General features: G+C 56.0%; 22 protein-coding genes. 9 read left to right on the top strand and 13 right to left on the bottom strand.

Annotated elements, in window-relative coordinates:
* The first annotated feature begins 48 nt into the window (after positions 1–48).
* From ABJN86_RS05490 to ABJN86_RS05465, 6 genes are read left to right on the top strand one after another with little or no spacing between them, the layout of a single operon-like run.
* The gene (locus ABJN86_RS05490; RefSeq protein WP_348365331.1) at positions 49–1,017 is read left to right on the top strand and encodes a tripartite tricarboxylate transporter substrate-binding protein; all 969 of its coding nucleotides are present in this window, start codon (positions 49–51) and stop codon (positions 1,015–1,017) included.
* Positions 1,017–1,505, top strand: a complete 489-nt coding sequence (locus tag ABJN86_RS05485) for a tripartite tricarboxylate transporter TctB family protein (protein ID WP_348365329.1) — start codon at positions 1,017–1,019, stop codon at positions 1,503–1,505. Before ABJN86_RS05490 ends, ABJN86_RS05485 begins: the two co-directional genes overlap by 1 nt.
* A 3-nt stretch (positions 1,506–1,508) precedes the next feature.
* Entirely contained in the window at positions 1,509–3,014 is a 1,506-nt protein-coding gene (locus tag ABJN86_RS05480; protein ID WP_348365327.1) for a tripartite tricarboxylate transporter permease, read from the top strand.
* On the top strand, positions 3,014–4,363 hold the full coding sequence (locus ABJN86_RS05475; RefSeq protein WP_348365325.1) for an acyclic terpene utilization AtuA family protein: 1,350 nt from the start codon (positions 3,014–3,016) through the stop codon (positions 4,361–4,363). The genes ABJN86_RS05480 and ABJN86_RS05475 overlap by 1 nt, the downstream gene beginning before the upstream one ends.
* Complete coding sequence (locus ABJN86_RS05470) at positions 4,360–4,659, top strand: DUF4387 family protein (RefSeq protein WP_348365323.1); 300 nt, start codon at positions 4,360–4,362, stop codon at positions 4,657–4,659. Before ABJN86_RS05475 ends, ABJN86_RS05470 begins: the two co-directional genes overlap by 4 nt.
* A 40-nt stretch (positions 4,660–4,699) precedes the next feature.
* The gene (locus ABJN86_RS05465; RefSeq protein WP_348365320.1) at positions 4,700–5,350 is read left to right on the top strand and encodes a GntR family transcriptional regulator; all 651 of its coding nucleotides are present in this window, start codon (positions 4,700–4,702) and stop codon (positions 5,348–5,350) included.
* A gap of 97 nt (positions 5,351–5,447) precedes the next feature.
* Here ABJN86_RS05465 and lpdA read toward each other — a convergent pair whose 3' ends face one another.
* The 11 genes from lpdA to sucC all read right to left on the bottom strand — a co-directional run bounded on the left by lpdA (position 5,448) and on the right by sucC (position 16,540).
* Complete coding sequence (gene lpdA, locus ABJN86_RS05460; protein ID WP_348365318.1) at positions 5,448–6,836, bottom strand: dihydrolipoyl dehydrogenase; 1,389 nt, start codon at positions 6,834–6,836, stop codon at positions 5,448–5,450.
* 84 nt (positions 6,837–6,920) lie between these two features.
* Positions 6,921–7,310, bottom strand: a complete 390-nt coding sequence (locus tag ABJN86_RS05455) for an MAPEG family protein (protein ID WP_348365316.1) — start codon at positions 7,308–7,310, stop codon at positions 6,921–6,923.
* Positions 7,307–7,549, bottom strand: coding sequence for a hypothetical protein (locus ABJN86_RS05450; protein WP_348365314.1), 243 nt, complete (start codon positions 7,547–7,549; stop codon positions 7,307–7,309). The genes ABJN86_RS05455 and ABJN86_RS05450 overlap by 4 nt, the downstream gene beginning before the upstream one ends.
* 79 nt (positions 7,550–7,628) lie before the next feature.
* The gene (locus tag ABJN86_RS05445) at positions 7,629–8,039 is read right to left on the bottom strand and encodes a hypothetical protein (protein ID WP_348365311.1); all 411 of its coding nucleotides are present in this window, start codon (positions 8,037–8,039) and stop codon (positions 7,629–7,631) included.
* Between the two features lie 7 nt (positions 8,040–8,046).
* Positions 8,047–9,549: a 2-oxoglutarate dehydrogenase complex dihydrolipoyllysine-residue succinyltransferase gene (gene odhB, locus ABJN86_RS05440; protein WP_348365310.1), complete on the bottom strand. Its 1,503-nt coding sequence runs from the start codon at positions 9,547–9,549 to the stop codon at positions 8,047–8,049.
* 1 nt (position 9,550) lies between these two features.
* Entirely contained in the window at positions 9,551–12,505 is a 2,955-nt protein-coding gene (locus ABJN86_RS05435; RefSeq protein WP_348365307.1) for a 2-oxoglutarate dehydrogenase E1 component, read from the bottom strand.
* On the bottom strand, positions 12,502–13,014 hold the full coding sequence (locus ABJN86_RS05430; RefSeq protein WP_348365305.1) for a DUF805 domain-containing protein: 513 nt from the start codon (positions 13,012–13,014) through the stop codon (positions 12,502–12,504). Before ABJN86_RS05430 ends, ABJN86_RS05435 begins: the two co-directional genes overlap by 4 nt.
* Complete coding sequence (locus ABJN86_RS05425; RefSeq protein ID WP_348365303.1) at positions 13,014–13,670, bottom strand: hypothetical protein; 657 nt, start codon at positions 13,668–13,670, stop codon at positions 13,014–13,016. The genes ABJN86_RS05430 and ABJN86_RS05425 overlap by 1 nt, the downstream gene beginning before the upstream one ends.
* A complete protein-coding gene (locus ABJN86_RS05420; RefSeq protein ID WP_348365302.1) occupies positions 13,667–14,461 on the bottom strand; it encodes a hypothetical protein in 795 nt (264 codons plus the stop codon). Before ABJN86_RS05420 ends, ABJN86_RS05425 begins: the two co-directional genes overlap by 4 nt.
* On the bottom strand, positions 14,458–15,342 hold the full coding sequence (gene sucD, locus ABJN86_RS05415; RefSeq protein ID WP_348365300.1) for a succinate--CoA ligase subunit alpha: 885 nt from the start codon (positions 15,340–15,342) through the stop codon (positions 14,458–14,460). Before sucD ends, ABJN86_RS05420 begins: the two co-directional genes overlap by 4 nt.
* Positions 15,343–15,346: 4 nt before the next feature.
* Positions 15,347–16,540 carry an ADP-forming succinate--CoA ligase subunit beta gene (gene sucC, locus ABJN86_RS05410; RefSeq protein WP_348365299.1) on the bottom strand — a complete coding sequence of 398 codons (1,194 nt, stop codon included), beginning with the start codon at positions 16,538–16,540 and terminating at the stop codon, positions 15,347–15,349.
* A gap of 257 nt (positions 16,541–16,797) precedes the next feature.
* On the opposite strand from sucC, the gene ABJN86_RS05405 reads away from it, so the two are divergent.
* Together ABJN86_RS05405 and ABJN86_RS05400 are read left to right on the top strand one after the other, a co-directional pair.
* On the top strand, positions 16,798–17,799 hold the full coding sequence (locus ABJN86_RS05405) for a glycosyltransferase family 2 protein (RefSeq protein WP_348365297.1): 1,002 nt from the start codon (positions 16,798–16,800) through the stop codon (positions 17,797–17,799).
* An 84-nt stretch (positions 17,800–17,883) separates the two neighbouring features.
* Entirely contained in the window at positions 17,884–18,243 is a 360-nt protein-coding gene (locus ABJN86_RS05400) for a 1-deoxy-D-xylulose-5-phosphate synthase (RefSeq protein WP_348365295.1), read from the top strand.
* A 160-nt stretch (positions 18,244–18,403) separates the two neighbouring features.
* Here the strand turns inward: ABJN86_RS05400 and mdh are convergent, their stop codons facing one another.
* Positions 18,404–19,366 (bottom strand): malate dehydrogenase, encoded by a 963-nt coding sequence (mdh, locus tag ABJN86_RS05395; protein ID WP_348365292.1) that lies wholly within the window; start codon positions 19,364–19,366, stop codon positions 18,404–18,406.
* 165 nt (positions 19,367–19,531) lie between these two features.
* On the opposite strand from mdh, the gene ABJN86_RS05390 reads away from it, so the two are divergent.
* Positions 19,532–20,284 (top strand): sulfite exporter TauE/SafE family protein, encoded by a 753-nt coding sequence (locus ABJN86_RS05390; RefSeq protein ID WP_348365289.1) that lies wholly within the window; start codon positions 19,532–19,534, stop codon positions 20,282–20,284.
* Here the strand turns inward: ABJN86_RS05390 and ABJN86_RS05385 are convergent.
* Positions 20,281–20,601 carry a hypothetical protein gene (locus ABJN86_RS05385; RefSeq protein ID WP_348365286.1) on the bottom strand — a complete coding sequence of 107 codons (321 nt, stop codon included), beginning with the start codon at positions 20,599–20,601 and terminating at the stop codon, positions 20,281–20,283. The genes ABJN86_RS05390 and ABJN86_RS05385 overlap by 4 nt on opposite strands.
* Positions 20,602–20,842 lie beyond the last annotated feature (241 nt).

Genomic DNA, 20,842 nt, shown 5'->3' with positions numbered 1-20,842 from the left:
GCTAAGACCATGTGCGGGGAATCCCGCCATGTCAAATGGGAGGAAACTATGACAAATCGTCTTTTCAAGGCGCTCATGACGAGTGCCGTATTAAGTGTGTCAGCTACGACCGTCGTCGCTGCAGCTGAATGTATCGCACCTGCTAACCCCGGTGGCGGTTGGGACTTCACATGCCGTCAAATCGGTAAAATCATGTACGACATCAAGGCTGTTGATAAGCCTGTTCAAGTCACCAACATGCCCGGCGCTGGTGGTGGTTTAGCCTATAACCACGTTGTGTCTGAGCGCGCTGACGATGGCGACTTGATCGTGGCTGCGTCCTCGGCGACGACTACACGTCTGGCGCAAAACGCCTACGCTGGTATGACCGCTGATCAAGTTCGCTTTGTAGGTGCCATTGGTGCTGATCCGGGCGTTATCGTTGTGGCTGCTGACAGCCCATACAAGTCACTCGGTGATCTGGTTGAAGCGATCAAGTCCGACCCGGGCTCCGTTGCTTTTGCTGGTGGTTCCGCTGTGGGTGGTTTTGACCACTTGAAGCCTTTGATGATCCTTAAAGAGGGCGGCTTTACCGATATCACCAAGGTGAAATACATCGGTGTTGACGGTGGCGCTGATGCGATCACTCAGACAGTTGGTGGCTTCACGCAAGCCATGACTGGCGACATGTCGGAGGTTGTTTCCTTCCTGTCAAACGGTGACATCCGCGTGATTGCTGTTCTGACTGAAGATCGCGTTCCGGGCTTTGACGACATCCCAACTGCGAAAGAGCAGGGCTTTGATGTGGTCGCGGTGAACTGGCGTGGTCTCTACGCGCCTAAAGACATCTCGGACGATAAGTTCAACGAATGGGCCGATAAGCTTCAGCAAGTTGCTGACAGCCCTGAGTGGGCGCAGGCCATGAAGGACAACGGCTTGGCTCCGTTCACGAAAGTCGGCGGTGATTTTCAGTCCTATGTTGATAGCCTTGTGACCGACATTAATGCGATGTCCAAAGAGCTAGGGGTAATCCAGTAATGGCTTCTGACCGGATATTTGGTCTGGTCACTCTGATTACGGCGGTCGCGTATCTCGCGGCCGCCACTCAGATCCAGACGAACTTCTTCTCGGGCGAGTTCTTGCCCAAGTTGTTCCCAATGCTCATCGGAGGCGTTGCCGCGCTATGTTCGTTGATCATCGTATTTAAGCCGGACCCAGAGCCTGAATGGCCTGCCGCTGGCTCTTGGATTTCCATGGGTGTCGCCGTGGCCGTGCTTTCTGTCTACGCTGTGCTGCTGACACCACTGGGCTTCATTCTGCCTACGGCTGTGGCCGCTGGCATTCTTAGCTATCAAATTTCGCCACGCCGTGGTCCGGCAGTCATGTCAGGTATCGGGTTATCGCTGGGGCTGTTCGTGTTGTTCAAATTCGCATTGGGCCTTGGAAATATCGTGGCCTATCGCATCCCGACGCCAGCTAAGCTTTGGGACGCCATCTCAATTCTCATTCCATTTGTGGGGCATTGACACATGGAAATTTTCTCCAACCTCGCATTGGGCTTCGGCGTTGCGCTGTCGCCTTTCACCTTGTTCTTGGCCATCTGCGGCTGTTTCCTTGGCACGATCATCGGCGCTTTGCCGGGGCTTGGGCCATCGAACGGCGTGGCCATTTTAATCCCGATCACTTTCACTCTTGGCTTGGACGCTACAAGTGCCTTGGTCCTTATGACCTCCGTGTACTACGGGGCGATGTATGGCGGTCGTATCTCGTCGATCTTGTTAAACATTCCGGGTGACGAGCCCGCCTTGATGACCACGTTGGATGGCTACCCGATGGCCAAACAGGGCCGCGCAGGCGATGCGTTGGTGTTGTCTGGTGTGGCGTCCTTCGTAGGCGCGTTCCTCGCCACTATCGGTTTGATGTTGTTGGCGCCGTCTTTGGCGCGTGTGGCCTTCTTGTTTGGCCCAGCCGAATACTTCGCGCTGTACCTTCTGGCGTTCTGCACACTTGGCGGCATGGCGTCCAACAACCAAGCTAAGGCGGCGCTCGCGGCTTGTATTGGTCTAGGCATCGCGACCATTGGCGTAGATTCCTCATCCGGCTTGCCACGCCTGACGGGCGGAAACTTGCACCTATATGATGGCGTGGACTTCCTTGTTGCCATCGTTGGCCTGTTCGCCATTGCCGAAGTGTTCTTCTTCATCGAGAGCCACGGCAAAGGGTCTTCCATCGGCGTGAAGCTCGAGAAGGTCGGTATCCCTTGGGGCGACATCTGGTCTACGAAATGGACCATGCTGCGGGCATCCGCTGTTGGGTTCATCGCGGGCATCTTGCCCGGTGCTGGTGCGTCGCTCGGGTCTTTCATGGCTTATATGTCGGAGAAATCCATCGCTGGTGAAAAAGGCGGCTTCGGGACAGGTGTGCCTAAGGGCGTCGCTGCACCTGAGGCGGGTAACAACGCGGCGGCTGGCGGGGCTTTGGTTCCGATGTTGACGCTGGGTGTTCCCGGGTCAGGGACAACTGCCGTACTATTGGCATTGCTGATGACGTTGAACATCACACCAGGGCCGACTTTGTTCACGGACCGCCCCGAGGTGGTTTGGGGCCTGATCGCATCGCTTCTGATCGCTAACATCGTGCTGCTGTTGATGAACGTACCGATGGTTAAAATCTTCGTTAAAATCCTGATGGTGCCCGCATGGGTCTTGCTGCCGGGTGTTACGATGATTTCCTTCGTGGGCATCTACTCGTTGTCAGGCAGCTACTTTGATCTGCTGATGATGGTTGGCTTTGGTGCTTTGGGCTACATCTTGCGCAAGTTGGAGATCCCGACGGTTCCCGTGATCCTTGGCATCCTTTTGGGCGGCAACATGGAAGACGCGCTGCGTCGCGCCATGACACTGTCTGATGGGGATGTCGGGTATCTGTTCTCCAGCCCTATTGCGATTGGGCTTTGGGTTGCAGCAATCGCGGGCTTCGTTGCGCCAATGTTCTTGCGCAATGTCCTGAAGAAGCCGCAAGCCGTGGCGGATTGATGGTTAAGGTCCTAGTTCCATCTGGGGCCTTGGGGCTTGGGTATGACCGCGCCGCTTTGGCGCGGGGGATTGCCCAACAACCTGACATCATTGCAATCGACGGGGGGTCCACTGATAGTGGGCCCCATTACCTTGGAACAGGTACTTCCAAATACGCGCGTGGCTCCACCAAGGCGGAGTGGCGCGAGCTGATGCTGGCGCAGCAACAAGCAAACGTCCCCTTGATCATTGGAACGGCTGGCACATGTGGTGCTGACAGCGCGGTGGATTGGCTTTTAGATATCTCTCGCGAGATCGCAGACGAGGAAGGTCTGCGAGTGAACGTCGCCGTGCTCAAAAGCGGGCAAAATTCGAGTGACATGTGTATGGGGTTGAAGGCTGGGAAGATAACGCCTCTTACCCCCGCGCCAGAGATTTCTGAAAATCTACTGACATCTTGCACCAACATCGTGGCGCTTGCCGGGGCAGAGCAAATCCAAGCGGCGCTCAATACCGGAGCAGATATCGTTATCGCGGGGCGTACGACTGATACGGCAATCATATCGGCTCTTCCGTTGGCACGGGGGTGCCACGAGGGGGGCGCTTGGCATGGCGCTAAAATCGGGGAATGCGGGGCATTGGCCACAACGGCCCCGAACTCCGGCACGATCTTGATCGACTTCGATGAGCAAGGATTCACCATGACCCCGATGGGCGAAGAAGCCCGCGCCACACCTCACACCGTATCCGCGCATATGCTCTATGAAAATTCGAACCCCGATATCTTGTTTGAACCGGGCGGGTATCTGGATGTGAGTGGCGCTCAATACAAGGCGTTGGACGACAAGCGCGTTCGGGTGACGGGTAGCAAATGGATCGTCTCGGATCGCTATACTGTGAAGCTGGAAGGCGCTCGATTGGCCGGTTACCAAACGATATCCTTGGTCACTGTACGTGACCCGCGCTATGTCGCGAATATACGGGATTGGTGCGATGACATTGAAGCCAAAGCCTCGCAAAAAGCCCGTGCGCGTGTTGGAGATGGGTTTGAGATAGAGCTGCGTATCATCGGCTTGGACGCGACTTTGGGGGCGATAGATGAGGCTGCTCAGGCGGGCAGTGAAATTGGCGTTCTGGGCTTGGTGACTGCCTCGACAGAAGCCTTGTCGCGCGAAGTTGCGAAGGTGTTGAACCCGTATTTGTTGCACCATCCGCTGACGGAAGAAGAGGAGATGCCAACTTTCGCATTTCCATTCTCACCGCCGGAAGTGAGCCGCGGTGCAATCTATGAGTTTTGCTTAAACCACGTGTTGGAGCTGGACGATCCTATGGATGCCTTTACCTTGTCGGTTGAGGAGTTGGGCGCGTGAGCAAGCTTGGGGATGTTGCGGTCAAAGTCAGGTCTAAAAACGCGGGGCCGTTCTGGCTGACAATTGATGTGTTCTGCGGTGATCCTGACACTTACTTGCGGGTTTGCAGGGCTGTAACCTCGGCGAGGATCGCGCAGTTGTTTGGTCTGGGGCCAGATGTTGTTGATCGCTATGAGATGGCAAGCTTAAATGTTCTGAAACTAAGCTTTCCGCGCCCGTCCATCCAAGGAACACGCCAAGATCGCGACATGCACGGAGCTTCATTCGCGGCATTGGTGGCAGAGATGGACGTCTGACGCCTTGACCACATGACACTATGTGATCACAGTCAGGTTCATGTTGCTAAACTCCTCAAAACCAGAACCCACAGGTGCTGCCAATGACATGGTGTATCGCCGCTTGCGATCCCAAGTCATGCATGGGGAAATATTACCCGGGTCAGCCAAGACGTTGCGCGGCATTGGTAAAGAGTTTGGCGTGTCCATGACGCCCGCCAGAGAAGCAGTCCGCAGATTGGTGGCTGAGGGGGCATTTACCTTGTCATCGTCGGGCCGGATTTCCACGCCGGAGCTGTCGAATGACAGGATCGAAGAACTTGCGGCATTGCGGGCTTTGTTGGAGCCGGAGTTGGCCGCGAGGGCCTTGCCACGCGCTCACTTCGCGCTGATTGACCGGTTGCAATCGATTAACGGCATCATCGGTCAGGCAATCGCACGCCAAGACCCCGTGGCCTATATTAGAACGAACTTGGAATTCCACCGAACGTTATATCTGCGTGCGCAGGCCCCCGCGATGTTGGCAATGGCGGAGACGGTTTGGTTGCAGATGGGCCCCACGATGCGAAGTCTGTATGAGAAGCTTCGCCGCTCTGAGTTGCCGCAACACCACCGTCTGATTGTGGCGGCTCTAAAGGCGGGGGATGAGCCGGGGTTGAGGCTTGCCGTGCGGGCTGATGTGACCCAAGGGCTTCGGATGCTAGCCCAGTAACCAAAATGACGGGCCTTCCGGCCCGCCTCGATGTTTGATGTGGGGCGCTGCCCCACGCCCCGAGGTATTTTCGAAGCAATGATGGGGCAGCGATGGTTTAGCTGTGGATCGCGCCGTCACCGCAAGCCAACGCGGCTTCGCGCACGGCTTCGGAGTAGGTCGGGTGCGCGTGGCAAGTGCGGGCCAGATCTTCGGCGGCGGCACCAAACTCCATCGCGACACAGATTTCGTGGATCAAGTCACCAGCCATTGGGCCAATTATGTGAGCGCCCAAGATGCGGTCGGTGTCTTTGTCTGCGAGGATTTTCACGAAGCCGTCGCCTGCGAAGTTCGCTTTCGCGCGACCGTTGCCCATGAAAGAGAACTTGCCGACTTTGTAGTTGTGGCCCGCTTCTTTGAGCTGCTCTTCAGTGAGGCCGACATTCGCGACTTCTGGGTGGGTGTAGATAACGCCGGGGATGACGTTGTAGTTCACGTGGCCTTTTTGGCCAGCCAGAACCTCTGCCACGCCCATTCCCTCGTCTTCGGCCTTATGTGCCAGCATTGGGCCTGAAATCGCGTCGCCGATGGCGTAGATGCCTTTGACCGAAGTGGCCCAATGGGCGTCGGTTTTGATTTGACCGCGTGGTTCCAGCTCTACGCCGAGCTCAGATAGGCCCAGACCGTCAGTGAAGGGCTTGCGGCCTGTGGCGACCAACACCACGTCTGCATCTTCGACATGTTCGCTGTCGTCTTTGCGCAATTTGTATGTGACTTTGGCCTTGTTGTTTTTGACCTCAACACCTTGAACAGCGGCGCCGAGTTGGAACTCAAGCCCTTGCTTTTTCAGCGTTCTTTGGAAGGTTTTGGCAAGGTCTGCATCCATGCCGGGAGTGATGGCGTCGAGGAATTCGATGACCTTCACATCAGCGCCCAAACGCTTGTAGACCGACCCCAGTTCCAGCCCGATCACACCTGCGCCGATGACGACCAGTTTCTTCGGGATTTTACCCAGTTCCAACGCGCCTGTGGAGGAGACGACGGTCTTCTCGTCGATCTCTACGCCTGGCAAAGTCGAGACTTCTGAGCCCGACGCGATAACGATATTTTTGGCCTCATGTACGTCGTCGCCGACCTTGACTTGCCCAGCCGCAGGGATGGAAGCCCAGCCTTTGATCCAGTCTATCTTGTTCTTTTTCATCAAGAATTCGACGCCTTTAGTGTTGGTGTCGATGACGTCGTCTTTATAGGCGAGCATCTGCTTCCAGTCGACGGAGGGGGCTTTGCCCTTTAGGCCCATCTTGGCGAAGTTGTGCTCGGCCTCGTGTAGCATGTGCGACGAGTGCAGCAAGGCCTTGGACGGGATACAGCCCACGTTCAGGCAGGTGCCGCCGAGGGTTTCGCGGCCTTCGACGATGGCTGTTTTCAGACCAAGTTGAGCGCAACGGATGGCGCAAACATAGCCGCCGGGGCCGGAGCCGATGATGATGACGTCGTAGCTAGACATTGAGGTATCTCCTTACCTGTATGGGGCGAATTTTCGGTGTCGGCATTGCGTCTGCAACGCGTCGGACTTTTGTCGGGCAACCTATCATAGCAGCGCCGCGGCGAGCATGGTGATCGTGGAGGCGAAGCCCGCGATCCAGATGAGTGTGCGCCAAGGCGTGAGGCCAAAGGCGTAGGCGGGGATATAGAGAACCCGCGCCGCAAGGTAGACGTATGCGCAGGTCTGGGTCGTTGGTGTGGATTGCTCCCCAAGTGTGACAACAACCACGGCGATGGTGAATAGGATCAACCCCTCGAAGTGGTTCAACATCGCGCGTTGCAGGCGGCCTGCAACGCCGGACAGCTCGATCTTGGTGTCGCGCGGGCCGAGGGCTTTTTGGGTGCCGACCTGCATGTTCGCAGTGACCGAGTAGAGGCCGAATTGAACGGCTTGCAACAGGCCTGCGAAGGCGAGGATTGTGAGTTCGGTGGTCATTGCTCCGCTTTCTGTCCGGCTTGATTGATCCAAACAACGGTGCCGTCATTGGGGCAGCGCAGCGTGCCATCACGCGTGCCATCCTCTTTGGTGCCTTTAATTAGCCCACCTGCCGATTGATAGCGGCGATAGGGGGTGTCGCCTGCCTCAGAGCGTGGCCCAACGCCCACCACGATGCGAATCTTATCGGAAAAATCGCAATTGGGGCAGGTGAGGGATTTGGTTGATAGGTAGGCCATTGGGGTCCTTTTGTATAACGCGAGACTTAAGTCAGTTTCCCCGCGCTACGGTGGTATTCCAAAGATGACATGTGTCATTTCATTGACTTGGTTGAGGGCTCCAAAAGAAACGTTTCAATGCAATGAAACAAAGAACGATGCTTGGCATTAGGAGGGCGTGCTGGAGGATAATCGAAAGCACAGGTATCAGGTTGTTTTCAAACCAAAGATGCAATTCCAAACTTGATTTTAGCAAGTAAATGAATGCCGCCAACATTAGGAACATAGGAAAGACCAGAGCTGATTTATGCTTCGATGGCGTAACTCTGATATGGCTGAACAAGATGGAAAACCCAGCAATAATCGCAAGCGCCAATAGAATACTGATCACAATAAACTTGGCGCTGTATTTGTCTTGTGGGGGCCAACCAAAGTAACCAGCTAACCATGAAATGGCCGGGATAGAGAGTATCCCGACCATTAATGACAAAACTGGTACACGGTTTTGCATTGTATGCTTACAGATCCATCAACAGGCGACGTGGATCCTCCAGCGCCTCTTTCACCCGCACAAGGAAGGTCACAGCGCCTTTGCCGTCAACGATGCGGTGATCGTAGCTAAGCGCCAGATACATCATTGGTCGGATCACCACTTGGCCGTTGATGGCCATCGGGCGGTCTTGGATTTTGTGCATACCAAGGATGCCGGACTGTGGCGGGTTCAGGATCGGCGAAGACATCAGCGAGCCGTAGACACCACCGTTGGAGATGGTGAAGCTGCCGCCCTGCATTTCCGCCATGCTGAGCTTGCCGTCACGCGCACGTGCGCCTTTCTCGGCGATGGCTTTCTCGATGTCGGCAAAGCCCATCTGATCCGCGTCACGGATAACCGGAACGACCAGACCTGTCGGTGTGCCCGCGGCGATACCCATGTGGACGTAGTTTTTGTAGACCACATCGGTGCCGTCGATCTCGGCGTTGACCTCTGGGACCTCTTTCAAGGCGTGAACGCAGGCCTTGGTGAAGAAGGACATGAAGCCCAGCTTGGTGCCGTGCTTCTTCAAGAACAGATCTTTGTACTCGTTGCGCAGGTCCATGACCGCGCCCATGTCCACCTCGTTGTAGGTGGTGAGCATGGCGGCGGTGTTTTGGCTTTCCTTCAGGCGACGCGCGATGGTTTGGCGCAGGCGGGTCATCTTCACGCGCTCCTCGCGGGACGCATCATCGGCGGACACTGGCGCGCGTGGCGCTGCGGCTGCCGGAGCAGGGGCCGCAGGGGCTGAGACGGCTTTGAGCGCGTCTTCCTTCATCACGCGACCATCGCGGCCGGAGCCTTGGACGCCTGCAGGGTCGATGCCTTTTTCCGCCATGATCTTATTGGCTGAGGGGGCGTTTTCGACGTCTTTAGCACCGCTTGCCGCAGGTGCCGGAGCGCTGGCTGTGGACGCCGCAGGCGCAGCGGCTGCAGCCGCACCACCACCCGAGGACAAGACTGCCAATTTCGCAGCCGCATCAACAGTCGCACCCTCGGGTGCTAGGATTTCAACGATCGTGCCGGCGGCTGGGGCCGGAACCTCAACAGACACCTTATCGGTTTCCAGCTCACAGAGCATTTCGTCTTGCGCGACAGTGTCGCCGACTTGCTTGAACCAAGTCGATACGGTCGCCTCGGAGACTGACTCACCCAAGGTTGGGACCATCACGTCTACGTTGTCGCCACCTGCTACAGGGGCCGCCACTGGTGCCGCTTCAGCTTTCGCCGCAGGAGCAGGAGCCGCAGCTTCGCCGCCTTCTGAGACTTGGGCCAAAAGGGCGTCGACGCCTACGGTCTCGCCTTCGGCTGCAACGATTTCGGACAGGGTGCCTGCCACAGGGGAGGGCACTTCGACGGTGACTTTGTCGGTTTCCAGCTCGCAGAGCATTTCATCGACGGCCACGGCATCGCCAGGCTTTTTGAACCATGTGGCCACTGTGGCCTCTGTGACGCTTTCGCCAAGGGTTGGTACGCGGATCTCAGACATATTAGTTTCCTTTGACTGTCAGCGCATCGTTCACGAGTGCTGCTTGTTGTGCTTTGTGCTGGCTGGCCAGACCCGTTGCGGGCGAGGCAGCTGCGGAGCGACCGGCGTAGACCGGACGCGAGTGTTTCGCATTAATACGGGTCAGGACCCATTCAATGTTTGGCTCCATAAAGGACCAAGCGCCTTGGTTCTTTGGTTCTTCTTGGCACCAACATATTTCAGCGTTTTTGAAACGCTCCAATTCCTTCACGGCCGAGTTGGCGGGGAAGGGGTAGAACTGCTCAAAGCGCATCAGGTAGACATCATCGATGCCGCGGGCATCGCGTTCTTCCAGCAGGTCATAGTAGACCTTGCCCGAACACATGACGACCTTCTTGATCTTGTCATCGGCCTTCAGCTTGGTGTCGGAATTGCCCTGTTGGGCGTCATCCCACAACACGCGGTGGAAGCTGGAGCCATCGGTGAATTCCTCCGCCTTGGACACAGCCATCTTGTGGCGGAGCAAGGATTTCGGCGTCATCAGGATCAGCGGCTTACGGAAGTCGCGGTGAATCTGGCGGCGCAGAATGTGGAAGTAGTTGGCGGGGGTTGTACAGTTAGCAACGATCCAGTTGTCGCCGCCACACATGGTCAAGAAGCGCTCCAGACGTGCGGAGGAGTGCTCTGGGCCTTGGCCCTCATAGCCGTGCGGCAACAGGCAAACGAGGCCAGACATGCGCAACCATTTGCTTTCCCCAGAGGAGATGAATTGGTCAAACATGATCTGCGCACCGTTGGCGAAGTCACCGAATTGAGCTTCCCAAAGTGTTAGCGCGTTAGGCTCGGCCAGTGAGTAGCCGTACTCGAAGCCCAAGACCGCGTATTCCGACAACATGCTGTCGATGACTTCATATTGCGATTGGCCCGCGCGGATGTTGTTGAGCGGGTAGTAGCGCTCTTCTGTGTCTTGGTTGATCAGGCCGGAGTGACGGTGGCTGAATGTGCCGCGCGTACAGTCTTGGCCGGACAAACGAACGGGGTAGCCTTCTGTCAGCAAGGAGCCGAAGGCCAAAGCCTCGCCCGTGGCCCAGTCGAAGCCTTCGCCGGTCTCAAACATCTTGGCCTTGGCGCCCAACAGGCGGCCAATGGTTTTATGCAATGGGAAGCCGTCAGGTGCGCTTGCCAACGAGCGGCCAATCTCTTCGAAGGTGTCCTTCGAGATGGATGTTTGCCCGCGTTGGTAGTTCTCTGCGTCGCGACGATCCAAGTGGGACCATTTGCCGTCCAGCCAATCAGCTTTGTTTGGCTTGTATTCTTTGCCAGCCTCAAACTCGTCGTTCAGGTAGGATTGGAAGGAGGCTTTCATGTCCTCGATCTCGCCCTCTGGGATAAGGCCGTCGCGCACCAGTCGTTCAGTATAGAGCGTCAGTGTGGTCTTTTGCTTTTTGATCTTCTTGTACATCAACGGGTTGGTGAACATGGGCTCATCGCCCTCGTTGTGGCCAAACCGGCGGTAGCAGATGATGTCGATGACCACGTCCTTGTGGAACTTTTGGCGAAACTCGGTGGCTACCTTGGCCGCGTGAACCACTGCTTCCGGGTCGTCGCCGTTGACGTGGAAGATAGGGGCTTCCACCATCAGCGCGATATCGGTTGGATATGGCGAGGAGCGCGAGAAGTGCGGCGCGGTGGTGAAGCCGATTTGGTTGTTGACCACGATGTGCATGGTGCCGCCGGTCTTGTGACCTTTCAGCCCCGACAGGCCGAAGCCCTCGGCCACAACGCCTTGGCCTGCGAAGGCCGCATCGCCGTGCAATAGGATCGGCATGCAAGAGATGCGATCCTCATCGTTGTTCTGGTCCTGCTTGGCGCGGGATTTGCCCAAAACAACAGGGTTCACCGCCTCTAGGTGGGATGGGTTTGCGGTCAGCGACAGGTGGACGTTGTTGCCATCGAATTCGCGGTCGGAAGACGCGCCAAGATGGTATTTCACGTCGCCGGAACCGTCGACGTCTTCTGGCTTGAAGGAGCCGCCTTGGAATTCGTTGAAGATGGCTTTGTAAGGTTTGCTCATCACATTGGCGAGGACCGACAGGCGGCCACGGTGAGGCATGCCGATGACGATGTCTTTGACGCCCAAGCTGCCGCCGCGTTTGATGATCTGCTCCATCGCGGGGACAAGGCTTTCGCCGCCATCAAGGCCGAAGCGCTTGGTGCCCATGTATTTGACGTGCAGGAATTTCTCGAAGCCCTCGGCCTCGACCAGTTTGTTGAGGATCGCTTTACGGCCCTCGCGGCTGAAGGTGATTTCTTTGTCCCAGCCCTCAATACGCTCTTTCAGCCAGCCCGCTTCTTCGGGGTTGGAGATGTGCATGTATTGCACCGCGAATGTGCCACAGTAGGTCCGCTTCACGATGGACATGATTTCGCGCATGGTGGCGGTTTCCAGCCCCAGCACGTTGTCGAGGAAGATCGGGCGATCCATGTCTGCCTCGGTGAAGCCGTAGTTTTTTGGCTCTAGCTCGGGATGCGGCTCGGGCTCTTTCATCGCCAGCGGGTCAAGGTTGGCAGCAAGGTGGCCACGGATCCGGTAGGCGCGGATGATCATGATGGCGCGGATGCTGTCGAGCACGGCCTGCTTGATTTGATCGTCAGAGACCGACACGCCTTTCTCGGCAGCTTTGCCTTTGATCTTTGCGGCGGCTTTGGCGGGCTCGGCCCATTGACCGTCGAGCGCTTGCGTCAGATCGTCGTTTGGTTGCGGCGGCCAGTCGGCGCGCGCCCAAGAGGGACCAGCGGCTTCTTGTTTGACGTCCAGATCGGCGTCGCCCAAGGCCTTGAAGAAATCACGCCAGCCTTCGTCGACCGCATTGGGGTCGTTGGCGTAGCGTGCATAAAGCTGCTCCAGATATTCGGCGTTGTGACCTTGCATGAAGGAAGACGCGTGGAACTGGTCGTTAGAAGACTGTTCGGTCATGTTGGGACCTCGTTAGGGTTGGGACCATAGGCGTTAGTGTAGGGTTGTGAGGGGCGGGTGAGCCACCACGGAATGACAAGAAAGGACAGGATTACGAACAGGAAGGGTATCATCAATATCCAAGCCAATGGACCAGATACACCGTCATCTGAACTGCCCCCGTAGTAGACATCGAATTTCTCGAAAATTGCGATAAGTATGCCCAACGCGAAGATAAGGGCGTATGGCATAAATATGTGATAGCCGGGTTTCCCGATATCGTGCATGCGCCGCCATACCACCGAGAGTGACGGAATAAAGCTGCCAAGCATTACAACCACAGGGATGATGGAGATCATCATGGCGATTGCGGGTGGAATGAAGAAACTGAGTGCTGTTGAAATTGCAGCGGAAGAAAATATGGCGACGTTTACTGCTAAAAAATACCACCAAAACTCGCTTCTTGAGGCGCGTCCATTGAAGGTGGCATATTTATGCAAACAGGTTGTCACTGCTTCAACGATACCCATCAGTTGCCCTCCGACGCAAAGGTTGTTTGCGTTTGAACGATGCCGCTCACCGTAACAGGGGCATCGATCTGTTCGGATAGAAACCCTGCATTCATTGCCGTGATGGAAAAGGATTTCGTCGCTGTGGCGTCGCTTTGATCAACGACCTGCGGCTCGGCAAAGCCACCTGCAGCGTGCCCGATCAGCGTCGTGGAAGACAGGGCGAAGCGGCAGATGATGTTGGTGGCGTCAGGGTCCGGCTGGAGCCAGAACACCAAAGCGGCCTCAGCATCCGCGCCGATTTGGCGGGTCAGGATGCGGGTCTTGCTTTGGGGGATGTCTTTTTTGCGCGCAAAGCCCGCAACGGTTTTGCGCTGCAAGTCTACGATGGATTTGATCTGCTCGCCGCCGGTGTCGCCATTGGCGTAGAAGGCCACTTGGGGCCAGATCAGTTGTTCAATGACTTCAGGGACAAGATTGCTCTCGGGTGCTTGCATCCAGCCTTGTTGGGCTAGGGCTTCAACCGTGTCGTCAACATTCGCGTGGGGGAGGTGGCATGCCTCGATGGAGGCGGACATTTCAGTCAGCGTGAGGGCGGAGGCCACAAGGGAAGAGGCCGCCAAAGCGGTGCTTGCGCCGACGATGATGATAGCCTGTCGGATCAGAGTCATTCTCATTGAAGCCTCAAGATCATCATTGATTGATCAATGCTGGGCAATACATTGAAGGTCCCTTCGAAGGCTTGGGGATTTACATGATTGATCTCAAGCTGAACCATGGAAAACCCAAGCTGAGGTGTATTAAACATTTTCCATGAGGAAGATGCCAAGGTGCCGTCTGATTTCCCTCCAATTTGAGCCAATTCAATTGCCAAATCGTGTGATGCCTGCGATGCGTGAGAATAAAAGAAGCATGAGAGTTCTCCGCTGGCTTGGCTCCATAAGATAAGTACGCTTTTTCTCTCCGAGCCGTAGGTCAAGAAATTCGCTTGCTCAGGTTCAACAGACTTGAGGCTTTTAATGGCTTGCGAGATTGCGGCCTCGCGCTCCCTAGTCGCAGGGACTGAAGTTCTGCTTGCGTATTTTCTAATTAGCTCACCGTCCGCAATGATGCTTGCTACCCGATCGATGTCGTTTGTTGAAGGCGTAGACCAACCTCCAGAAGTCAGTTTTTCTACGGCAGCGGTTCTTTCAAGAGCGCCGTATGCGCAGGTGTCTAAGGCGTCACGAAATGAGGTTTCCGCAAAAGTTGGAAATGGAAAACAGAGGATCGCGACGGCCAAAATGAACTGACGTCCTGACAAGATGTTTCCGCGCAAGTCGCAATTGCAGATATCTTCAGAAGTGTTGTGTGTGTTCGGACACATCACAAACTCTTCGCGAAGTGCATAGTAGAGAATCCTAACCCACCCCGAAGCGGCCGCCAAAGCGGTGCTTGCGCACGCTGCCATGGCGACCACCTTGATCATTTTGCGATGGCTGCCAGAACAGCTTCGCCCAAGCCAGCAGGGCTTTCAGCCACAACGATACCAGCGGATTTCATCGCTTCGATCTTGCTTTCTGCGTCGCCTTTGCCGCCAGCGACAATTGCGCCAGCGTGGCCCATGCGGCGGCCGGGAGGGGCTGTGCGACCTGCGATGAAGCCAGCTGTTGGTTTCCAACGGCCCTTCTTCTTCTCATCAGCCAAGAACTGAGCGGCTTCTTCTTCTGCGGAGCCACCGATCTCACCGATCATGATGATCGACTGGGTCTCGTCATCGGCAAGGAACATTTCCAGCACGTCGATGTGCTCGGTGCCCTTGATGGGGTCGCCGCCGATGCCAACTGCTGTGGATTGGCCAAGGCCTGAGTCTGTTGTCTGTTTCACAGCTTCGTAGGTTAGAGTGCCGGAGCGCGATACAACACCCACGCTCCCGCGTTTGTGAATGTGACCCGGCATGATGCCGATTTTGCAAGCGTCAGGTGTGATAACGCCCGGGCAGTTTGGCCCGATCAGGCGGGACTTGGAGCCGTCCAGCGCGCGTTGCACCTTCATCATGTCGAGAACTGGGATGCCCTCGGTGATGCAGCAGATGAACGGGATTTCCGCGTCGATGGCCTCTAAGATCGAGTCAGCCGCGAAGGGCGGTGGGACGTAGATCACGGTTGCATCCGCGCCTGTGCGCTCAACCGCTTCGTGGCAGCTGTCGAAGACAGGCAGGTTCAGGTGGGTTTGACCGCCTTTGCCAGGTGTCACGCCGCCAACCATTTTGGTGCCGTAAGCGATTGCCTGTTCGGAGTGGAACGTGCCCTGCGAGCCGGTGAAGCCTTGGCAGATTACTTTGGTGTTTTCGTCAATGAGAATGGCCATGGTGTTATCCTTTCACCGCTTTGACGATTTTTTCTGCACCGTCTTTCAGGTCGTCGGCTGCGATGATGTCTACGTCGGAGTTGTTGATGATGGCTTTGCCCTCTTCAACATTTGTCCCCTCAAGGCGCACAACCAATGGAACCTGCAGGCCCACTTCTTTCACGGCTGCGACAACGCCTTCGGCGATGACATCACAGCGCATGATGCCGCCGAAGATGTTCACGAGGATGCCTTTTACGTTTGGATCGGAGGTGATGATCTTGAACGCTTCTGTCACCTTCTCTTTGGTCGCACCGCCACCTACGTCGAGGAAGTTGGCAGGCTCAGCACCGTAGAGTTTGATGATGTCCATTGTGGCCATCGCCAGACCAGCACCGTTCACCATGCAGCCGATTTCACCGTCCAGAGCGATGTAGTTCAGGTCGTATTTCGACGCTGCCAGCTCTTTGGGGTCTTCTTCGGTCTCGTCGCGCAATTCTGCGATGTCGGCGTGGCGGTACATGGCGTTGCCGTCAAAGCCCATTTTGGCGTCGAGGCATTTCAGGTCGCCCTTGTCGGACACGATCAGCGGGTTGATTTCCAGCATCTCCATGTCTTTTTCGACGAACAATTTGTAGAGCGTGCCCATCAGTTGAACGCACTGCTTGATCTGACCGCCTTTGAGGCCCAGCTCAAACGCGATGCGGCGGCCGTGGAAGGCTTGGTAGCCAGTTGCCGGATCGACGGAGAACGTCAGGATTTTTTCTGGTGTGGAGGCCGCAACCTCCTCGATGTCCATGCCGCCCTCGGTGGAGCACACGAAAGACACTTGGCTTGTTTGGCGGTCAACCAACAACGCGAGGTACAGCTCGGTCTCAATGCCGGAGCCATCTTCGATGTAGATGCGGTTCACTTGCTTGCCAGCAGGGCCGGATTGATGCGTGACCAATGTGCGGCCCAACATCTTCTTGGCTTCGGTGGCAGCTTCTTCAACGGATTTGCAAAGACGCACACCGCCAGCTTCGCCAGCGTCGGCTTCCTTGAAGGAGCCTTTGCCGCGGCCACCAGCGTGGATTTGAGCTTTGACAACCCAAAGCGGGCCGTCCAACTCGCCAGCTGCGGATTTTGCGTTTTCGGCTGCGAGGACGACACGGCCGTCAGAAACCGGTGCGCCATAAGAGCGAAGCAAGGCTTTCGCTTGGTATTCGTGGATGTTCAAAACTCTCTCCTTGAGTCTGGGGTTCTTGACTGTGATACATGGGAAACCCCACACGCAAACGCTGTTTTTAACCTTTATGCCATAAAAGTGACATTTGTGATCACGGTTGGAAAACGTGTGATCACAAAAACGACACGCGCGGCGAATCGTAATAGTCATTGACGCCATTGGCACAGCTTGGGACTGATAAAATATGAAGTTTGGACAAAACAATAGGGTGCCCCTTGCCCGCGCCTAGATGGGGCGTAGTGGGGACGATGGATGAACCCCCAGAGCTTGTCGCCGCCTACGCCGCGCATCACCTGTGGTCGGGGGCCTCGGCGGTGCATATTTACTTGGATCGCGACAACGCTAGAACGCGGGCCTTGTTGGCCCCTTTGAAGGCGGTTCATGTGACGGTGGCGGACGCGGCTTATTGGCGTGCGGAATTGGACATTAAGGTGCCCAAGACGCACCAACGCCGCCAGACTTTGAACGCGACACGCGCCTATAATTTGGCCGATGTGGACTATCTGGTGCATCTGGATGCGGATGAATTCATCCACCAGATTGGGCCCTTGGACGCTGAGCTGGCCAGATTGCAAAAGAAGCGGGCGGAGAGTTACCTGAGCATTCCCAATGTGGAACGGGTTTGGCTGGAAGGCGAAGCACAAGACGGCATGTTCAACCAGAATTTTCGGATGTCGACGAAGCGGATGGACGGGGATTTCAGCAAGCTTACGCTAGATGGCGAAGGGCTGACGCGATTTGGCCTGACGGGGCATAGCGAGGGCAAAGCCTGCACCCCGACGGGGTATGACTACGTACTTGGCATCCACCGCCCGCATCATGACACGGAGCGCCCGTGGACGTTCCCCGGCGTGAAGCGGTCGCAATCGTCGGTGATCTTGCATTTCGACGGGATGACGCGGTTGCATTGGGTCTTTAAGCGCCTGCGAAAGGCGCTGTTTCGCAACACGCAAGTGGGGCAACCGATCACTGAGCAGATGCAGACGCAGATTGATGCGATCGACGCGGGCGGCGGGGATATGGCGGCGGCGAATGCGCTGCACGACCGGATCAAGGTTCTGGGCGTGATGGCTGATGCCCTGCGCGACGAGGATATGTTGCTTGAGGTGCCGTTCGACATAACCCGCGCGCTTGAGGCGGTGTTGCCGCATGAGGATATCGACCTGTCCGCCGCACGGTTTGACGCGTGGTTGCGGGACGAGAAGGCGGAGTTTTTTGAGGACTTGGGGGAGATTGGCTATGAGGTGTAAGTGGCCGCTTTGCGGGACTTTGCTGCCGTCCGCGTTTGCTGATACTTAGTCAAAAAACCAACTCGAACAAAATGGATGAGCGTCATGCGGCACGCAGATCATTGGCAAGACAAACTCGATCAAGACATGCCGCTTCCAAAGGCATTTAGGATGTCGCGCTCTCGAATTATGTACATCGAAGCGAAATCAGAAGGCCTCGAAGGAGAGGCGGTTATCGGACGGGTATTCTTCTCAAAGTCTGGCAAGACGCTTTATTACAAAGGCTTGCGCTTTCAGAGTTTAAAGGGGGCAGGCTTTAAAGCAAATTACTTCGATACAGAAAGCGGGGATTTCTTTTGGATCTCTGGGCCACGGAAAGATCAGAATGACCGCCTATACGGTGGTAATAAAGATGTATTGATCGACGAAGATGTTAGCGACGAATACGCTGATCTAATCAATTAGGCTTTGCTGTTTTAGGGAAAAACGCGCGATCCCTTTGGGCTCGAAGGAGACGTAGAACATATGTCGTTGGCTCGCCCTTGGGTTGCTTGATGCGTGAGGCGACAATAAAAAAAGCCCGCCCAGTTACGGGCGGGCCTTTTAATTCGATCAGGCAGGTGGCTTAGGCCAGCGAGCCGTCGATTTCTTTACAAGCCGCTACGAGGCCTTTTACAGCGTCGACAGATTTGTCGAACATTGCTTGCTCGTCTTTGGCCAGTTTGATGTCGATGATACGCTCAATGCCGCCTTTACCGATCACGGTTGGCACGCCAACGTAGAAGCCGTCGAGGCCGTAAGCGCCGTCAACATGTGCCGCACAAGGCAGAACGCGTTTTTGGTCTTTCAGGTAGCTTTCAGCCATCTCGATTGCGGAAGTCGCAGGTGCGTAGAACGCGGAGCCGTTGCCCAGCAGGCCAACGATTTCAGCGCCACCATCACGGGTACGTTGAACGATTGCGTCCATTTTCTCTTGCGTGGTCCAACCCATGTCCACCAGATCCGGCAATGGAATGCCTGCAACTGTGGAGTAGCGTGTCAGTGGGACCATTGTGTCGCCGTGGCCGCCCAGAACGAAGGCTGTGACGTCCTTCATGGAGACTTCGAACTCAGTCGCGAGGAAGTGGCGGAAGCGTGCGCTGTCCAGAACGCCAGCCATGCCGCAGACTTTCTCGTGTGGCATGCCGGAGAATTCGCGCAGCGCCCAAACCATCGCATCCAGCGGGTTGGTGATGCAGATTACGAACGCGTCTGGCGCGTTGGCAGCGATGCCTTCGCCTACGGATTTCATAACCTTGAGGTTGATGCCCAACAGGTCATCACGGCTCATGCCAGGTTTACGAGGCACGCCAGCGGTGACGATACATACGTCTGCGCCTGCGATGTCAGCGTAATCTGTGGTGCCTTTAAGCGTCGCATCGAAGGGGCCAGCGGGGCCGGCTTCAGCGATGTCGAGCGATTTGCCCTGTGGAGTGCCGTCCGCGATGTCGAACAATACGACGTCGCCGAGCTCTTTCAGAGCTACGAGGTGAGCAAGCGTGCCGCCGATTTGTCCGGCGCCGATCAGGGCAATTTTAGGTCTGGCCATGTGATATGGTCCTCAGTCGGTTGATGTTGGGGGCGATGGGTAGCGCTTGGAATAGGTTCGCGCAAGAGTGCTGCGGTGCAGAAGGCGCGATTGTGAATGAGCGCCAAAGCGCCGTTTTGCCGTTAGTTGTTGAACTGGAAGCGTTTTTCATCGTAGCTGACAGCCATGGAATTTGACCTGACATTTTTTCTTCTAGCCGTTCCCGCAGCTTTCGTCGCGGGCGTTGCGAAGGGGGGGTTTGGTGGAGGGGCGGCCTTTGTGGCCACTGCGATTCTAGCGGTATTTTTGACGCCGGAGATCGCGCTGGGCATTATGTTGCCATTGCTGATGATCGCGGATGTTGCCTCTTTGCGCCCGTTTTGGGGGCAATGGCATTGGCCAAGCGCCAAGGCCTTGATCCTTGGGGGTATCCCTGGAGTTATCTTGGGAGCGATGCTTTACAAATTTGCCAATCAGGACATGTTGCGGGTTTTGATCGGGACCATATCACTGGTATTTGTTGCGTTCCAAATTGCCCGCTCACGTGGGTGGCTTTTGGAGCAGGAAACGGGATTTAACCAAAAACTCGGTTTGCTCGCTGGGCTGGTCTCTGGCTTTACCAGCTTTGTGAGCCACGCAGGTGGGCCACCCACCGCGATGTTCTTGTTGGCGCAGGGGATGGGCAAAACCACCTACCAAGCCACAACAGTGGTGTCGTTTTGGGTTATTAACGCGCTGAAAGCCATTCCTTACGGGTTCTTGGGGGTGTTCAGTTGGGATACATTGCGGGCGGATATGTACATGCTGCCGCCTATGCTGCTTGGGGTGTTTGTCGGCGTCTATGCGCACCGGGCAATGCCGGAACGCTACTTCTTCCTGCTGACCTATACGCTGCTGTTGGGCGCGGGAAGCAAGCTGATTTGGGACGGTTTGACTTAGGTCGGCGCACCGAGGGAGGCCGGCAATTCTTCCTCCACCGTCTCGAAGGACGTGCCAGCCGCGACCAGACAGGTCATGCCGTTGGGATGCGTGACCGTGATGGTCCAAGAGCCCGTATCATTTGAAGCGTGAAGCTCCACTATGCCATTGTTTGACGCTAAGCCCATAGATCGGCGGGTCTCGCCGTATTGTTTGGTTAACTTGGCCATCACGGCAGTTCGGTCTGCACACATGTTACGCGCCTGAGCGGCAGCGATGTTGGTGGCTCCGATAAGGGCCACAAATCCAAGAGAGAGCCCAATTAGGTATTTCGTCATTCCAACGTTCCTTTGGCTGGGGCACGCAAATTCTAGCGAGACCGCAAGATTTCCTTGGGAATGATGCAGATCAGTCAAATAAAGTGGCATCAGTTCCAGCGCACTCAGGATTGGTTAAATCGACGAAGATGGAGTTAAGGCAGCGTACGCAGCCCACGGTTTCATGGAAAAAAGTAATGAAATTTTGAGAAAAAGTCGGGAATTGATCTATGCTTAACCTCTCATTGCCGCATTGCGGCAA

Origin of the sequence: Litoreibacter sp., from assembly GCF_039974535.1 — a bacterium.
Taxonomy (GTDB): Bacteria; Pseudomonadota; Alphaproteobacteria; order Rhodobacterales; family Rhodobacteraceae; genus Litoreibacter.
The sequence above is the reverse complement of the archived record's forward strand: the minus strand, read 5'-3'. Positions and strand labels throughout refer to the sequence as shown.

What these genes read in the sequence shown, in the direction of transcription:
- mdh (WP_348365292.1), bottom strand. Translation starts at nt 19,366, where the DNA reads ATGGCCAGACCTAAAATTGCCCTGATCGGCGCCGGACAAATCGGCGGC.
- lpdA (WP_348365318.1), bottom strand. Translation starts at nt 6,836, where the DNA reads ATGTCTAGCTACGACGTCATCATCATCGGCTCCGGCCCCGGCGGCTAT.
- ABJN86_RS05390 (WP_348365289.1), top strand. Translation starts at nt 19,532, where the DNA reads ATGGAATTTGACCTGACATTTTTTCTTCTAGCCGTTCCCGCAGCTTTC.
- ABJN86_RS05425 (WP_348365303.1), bottom strand. Translation starts at nt 13,670, where the DNA reads ATGAGAATGACTCTGATCCGACAGGCTATCATCATCGTCGGCGCAAGC.
- ABJN86_RS05445 (WP_348365311.1), bottom strand. Translation starts at nt 8,039, where the DNA reads ATGCAAAACCGTGTACCAGTTTTGTCATTAATGGTCGGGATACTCTCT.
- ABJN86_RS05400 (WP_348365295.1), top strand. Translation starts at nt 17,884, where the DNA reads ATGCGGCACGCAGATCATTGGCAAGACAAACTCGATCAAGACATGCCG.
- ABJN86_RS05475 (WP_348365325.1), top strand. Translation starts at nt 3,014, where the DNA reads ATGGTTAAGGTCCTAGTTCCATCTGGGGCCTTGGGGCTTGGGTATGAC.
- sucD (WP_348365300.1), bottom strand. Translation starts at nt 15,342, where the DNA reads ATGGCCATTCTCATTGACGAAAACACCAAAGTAATCTGCCAAGGCTTC.
- ABJN86_RS05420 (WP_348365302.1), bottom strand. Translation starts at nt 14,461, where the DNA reads ATGATCAAGGTGGTCGCCATGGCAGCGTGCGCAAGCACCGCTTTGGCG.
- ABJN86_RS05485 (WP_348365329.1), top strand. Translation starts at nt 1,017, where the DNA reads ATGGCTTCTGACCGGATATTTGGTCTGGTCACTCTGATTACGGCGGTC.
- ABJN86_RS05435 (WP_348365307.1), bottom strand. Translation starts at nt 12,505, where the DNA reads ATGACCGAACAGTCTTCTAACGACCAGTTCCACGCGTCTTCCTTCATG.
- ABJN86_RS05450 (WP_348365314.1), bottom strand. Translation starts at nt 7,549, where the DNA reads ATGGCCTACCTATCAACCAAATCCCTCACCTGCCCCAATTGCGATTTT.
- ABJN86_RS05405 (WP_348365297.1), top strand. Translation starts at nt 16,798, where the DNA reads ATGGATGAACCCCCAGAGCTTGTCGCCGCCTACGCCGCGCATCACCTG.
- odhB (WP_348365310.1), bottom strand. Translation starts at nt 9,549, where the DNA reads ATGTCTGAGATCCGCGTACCAACCCTTGGCGAAAGCGTCACAGAGGCC.
- ABJN86_RS05385 (WP_348365286.1), bottom strand. Translation starts at nt 20,601, where the DNA reads ATGACGAAATACCTAATTGGGCTCTCTCTTGGATTTGTGGCCCTTATC.
- ABJN86_RS05465 (WP_348365320.1), top strand. Translation starts at nt 4,700, where the DNA reads ATGTTGCTAAACTCCTCAAAACCAGAACCCACAGGTGCTGCCAATGAC.
- ABJN86_RS05455 (WP_348365316.1), bottom strand. Translation starts at nt 7,310, where the DNA reads ATGACCACCGAACTCACAATCCTCGCCTTCGCAGGCCTGTTGCAAGCC.
- ABJN86_RS05430 (WP_348365305.1), bottom strand. Translation starts at nt 13,014, where the DNA reads ATGGGTATCGTTGAAGCAGTGACAACCTGTTTGCATAAATATGCCACC.
- ABJN86_RS05480 (WP_348365327.1), top strand. Translation starts at nt 1,509, where the DNA reads ATGGAAATTTTCTCCAACCTCGCATTGGGCTTCGGCGTTGCGCTGTCG.
- ABJN86_RS05490 (WP_348365331.1), top strand. Translation starts at nt 49, where the DNA reads ATGACAAATCGTCTTTTCAAGGCGCTCATGACGAGTGCCGTATTAAGT.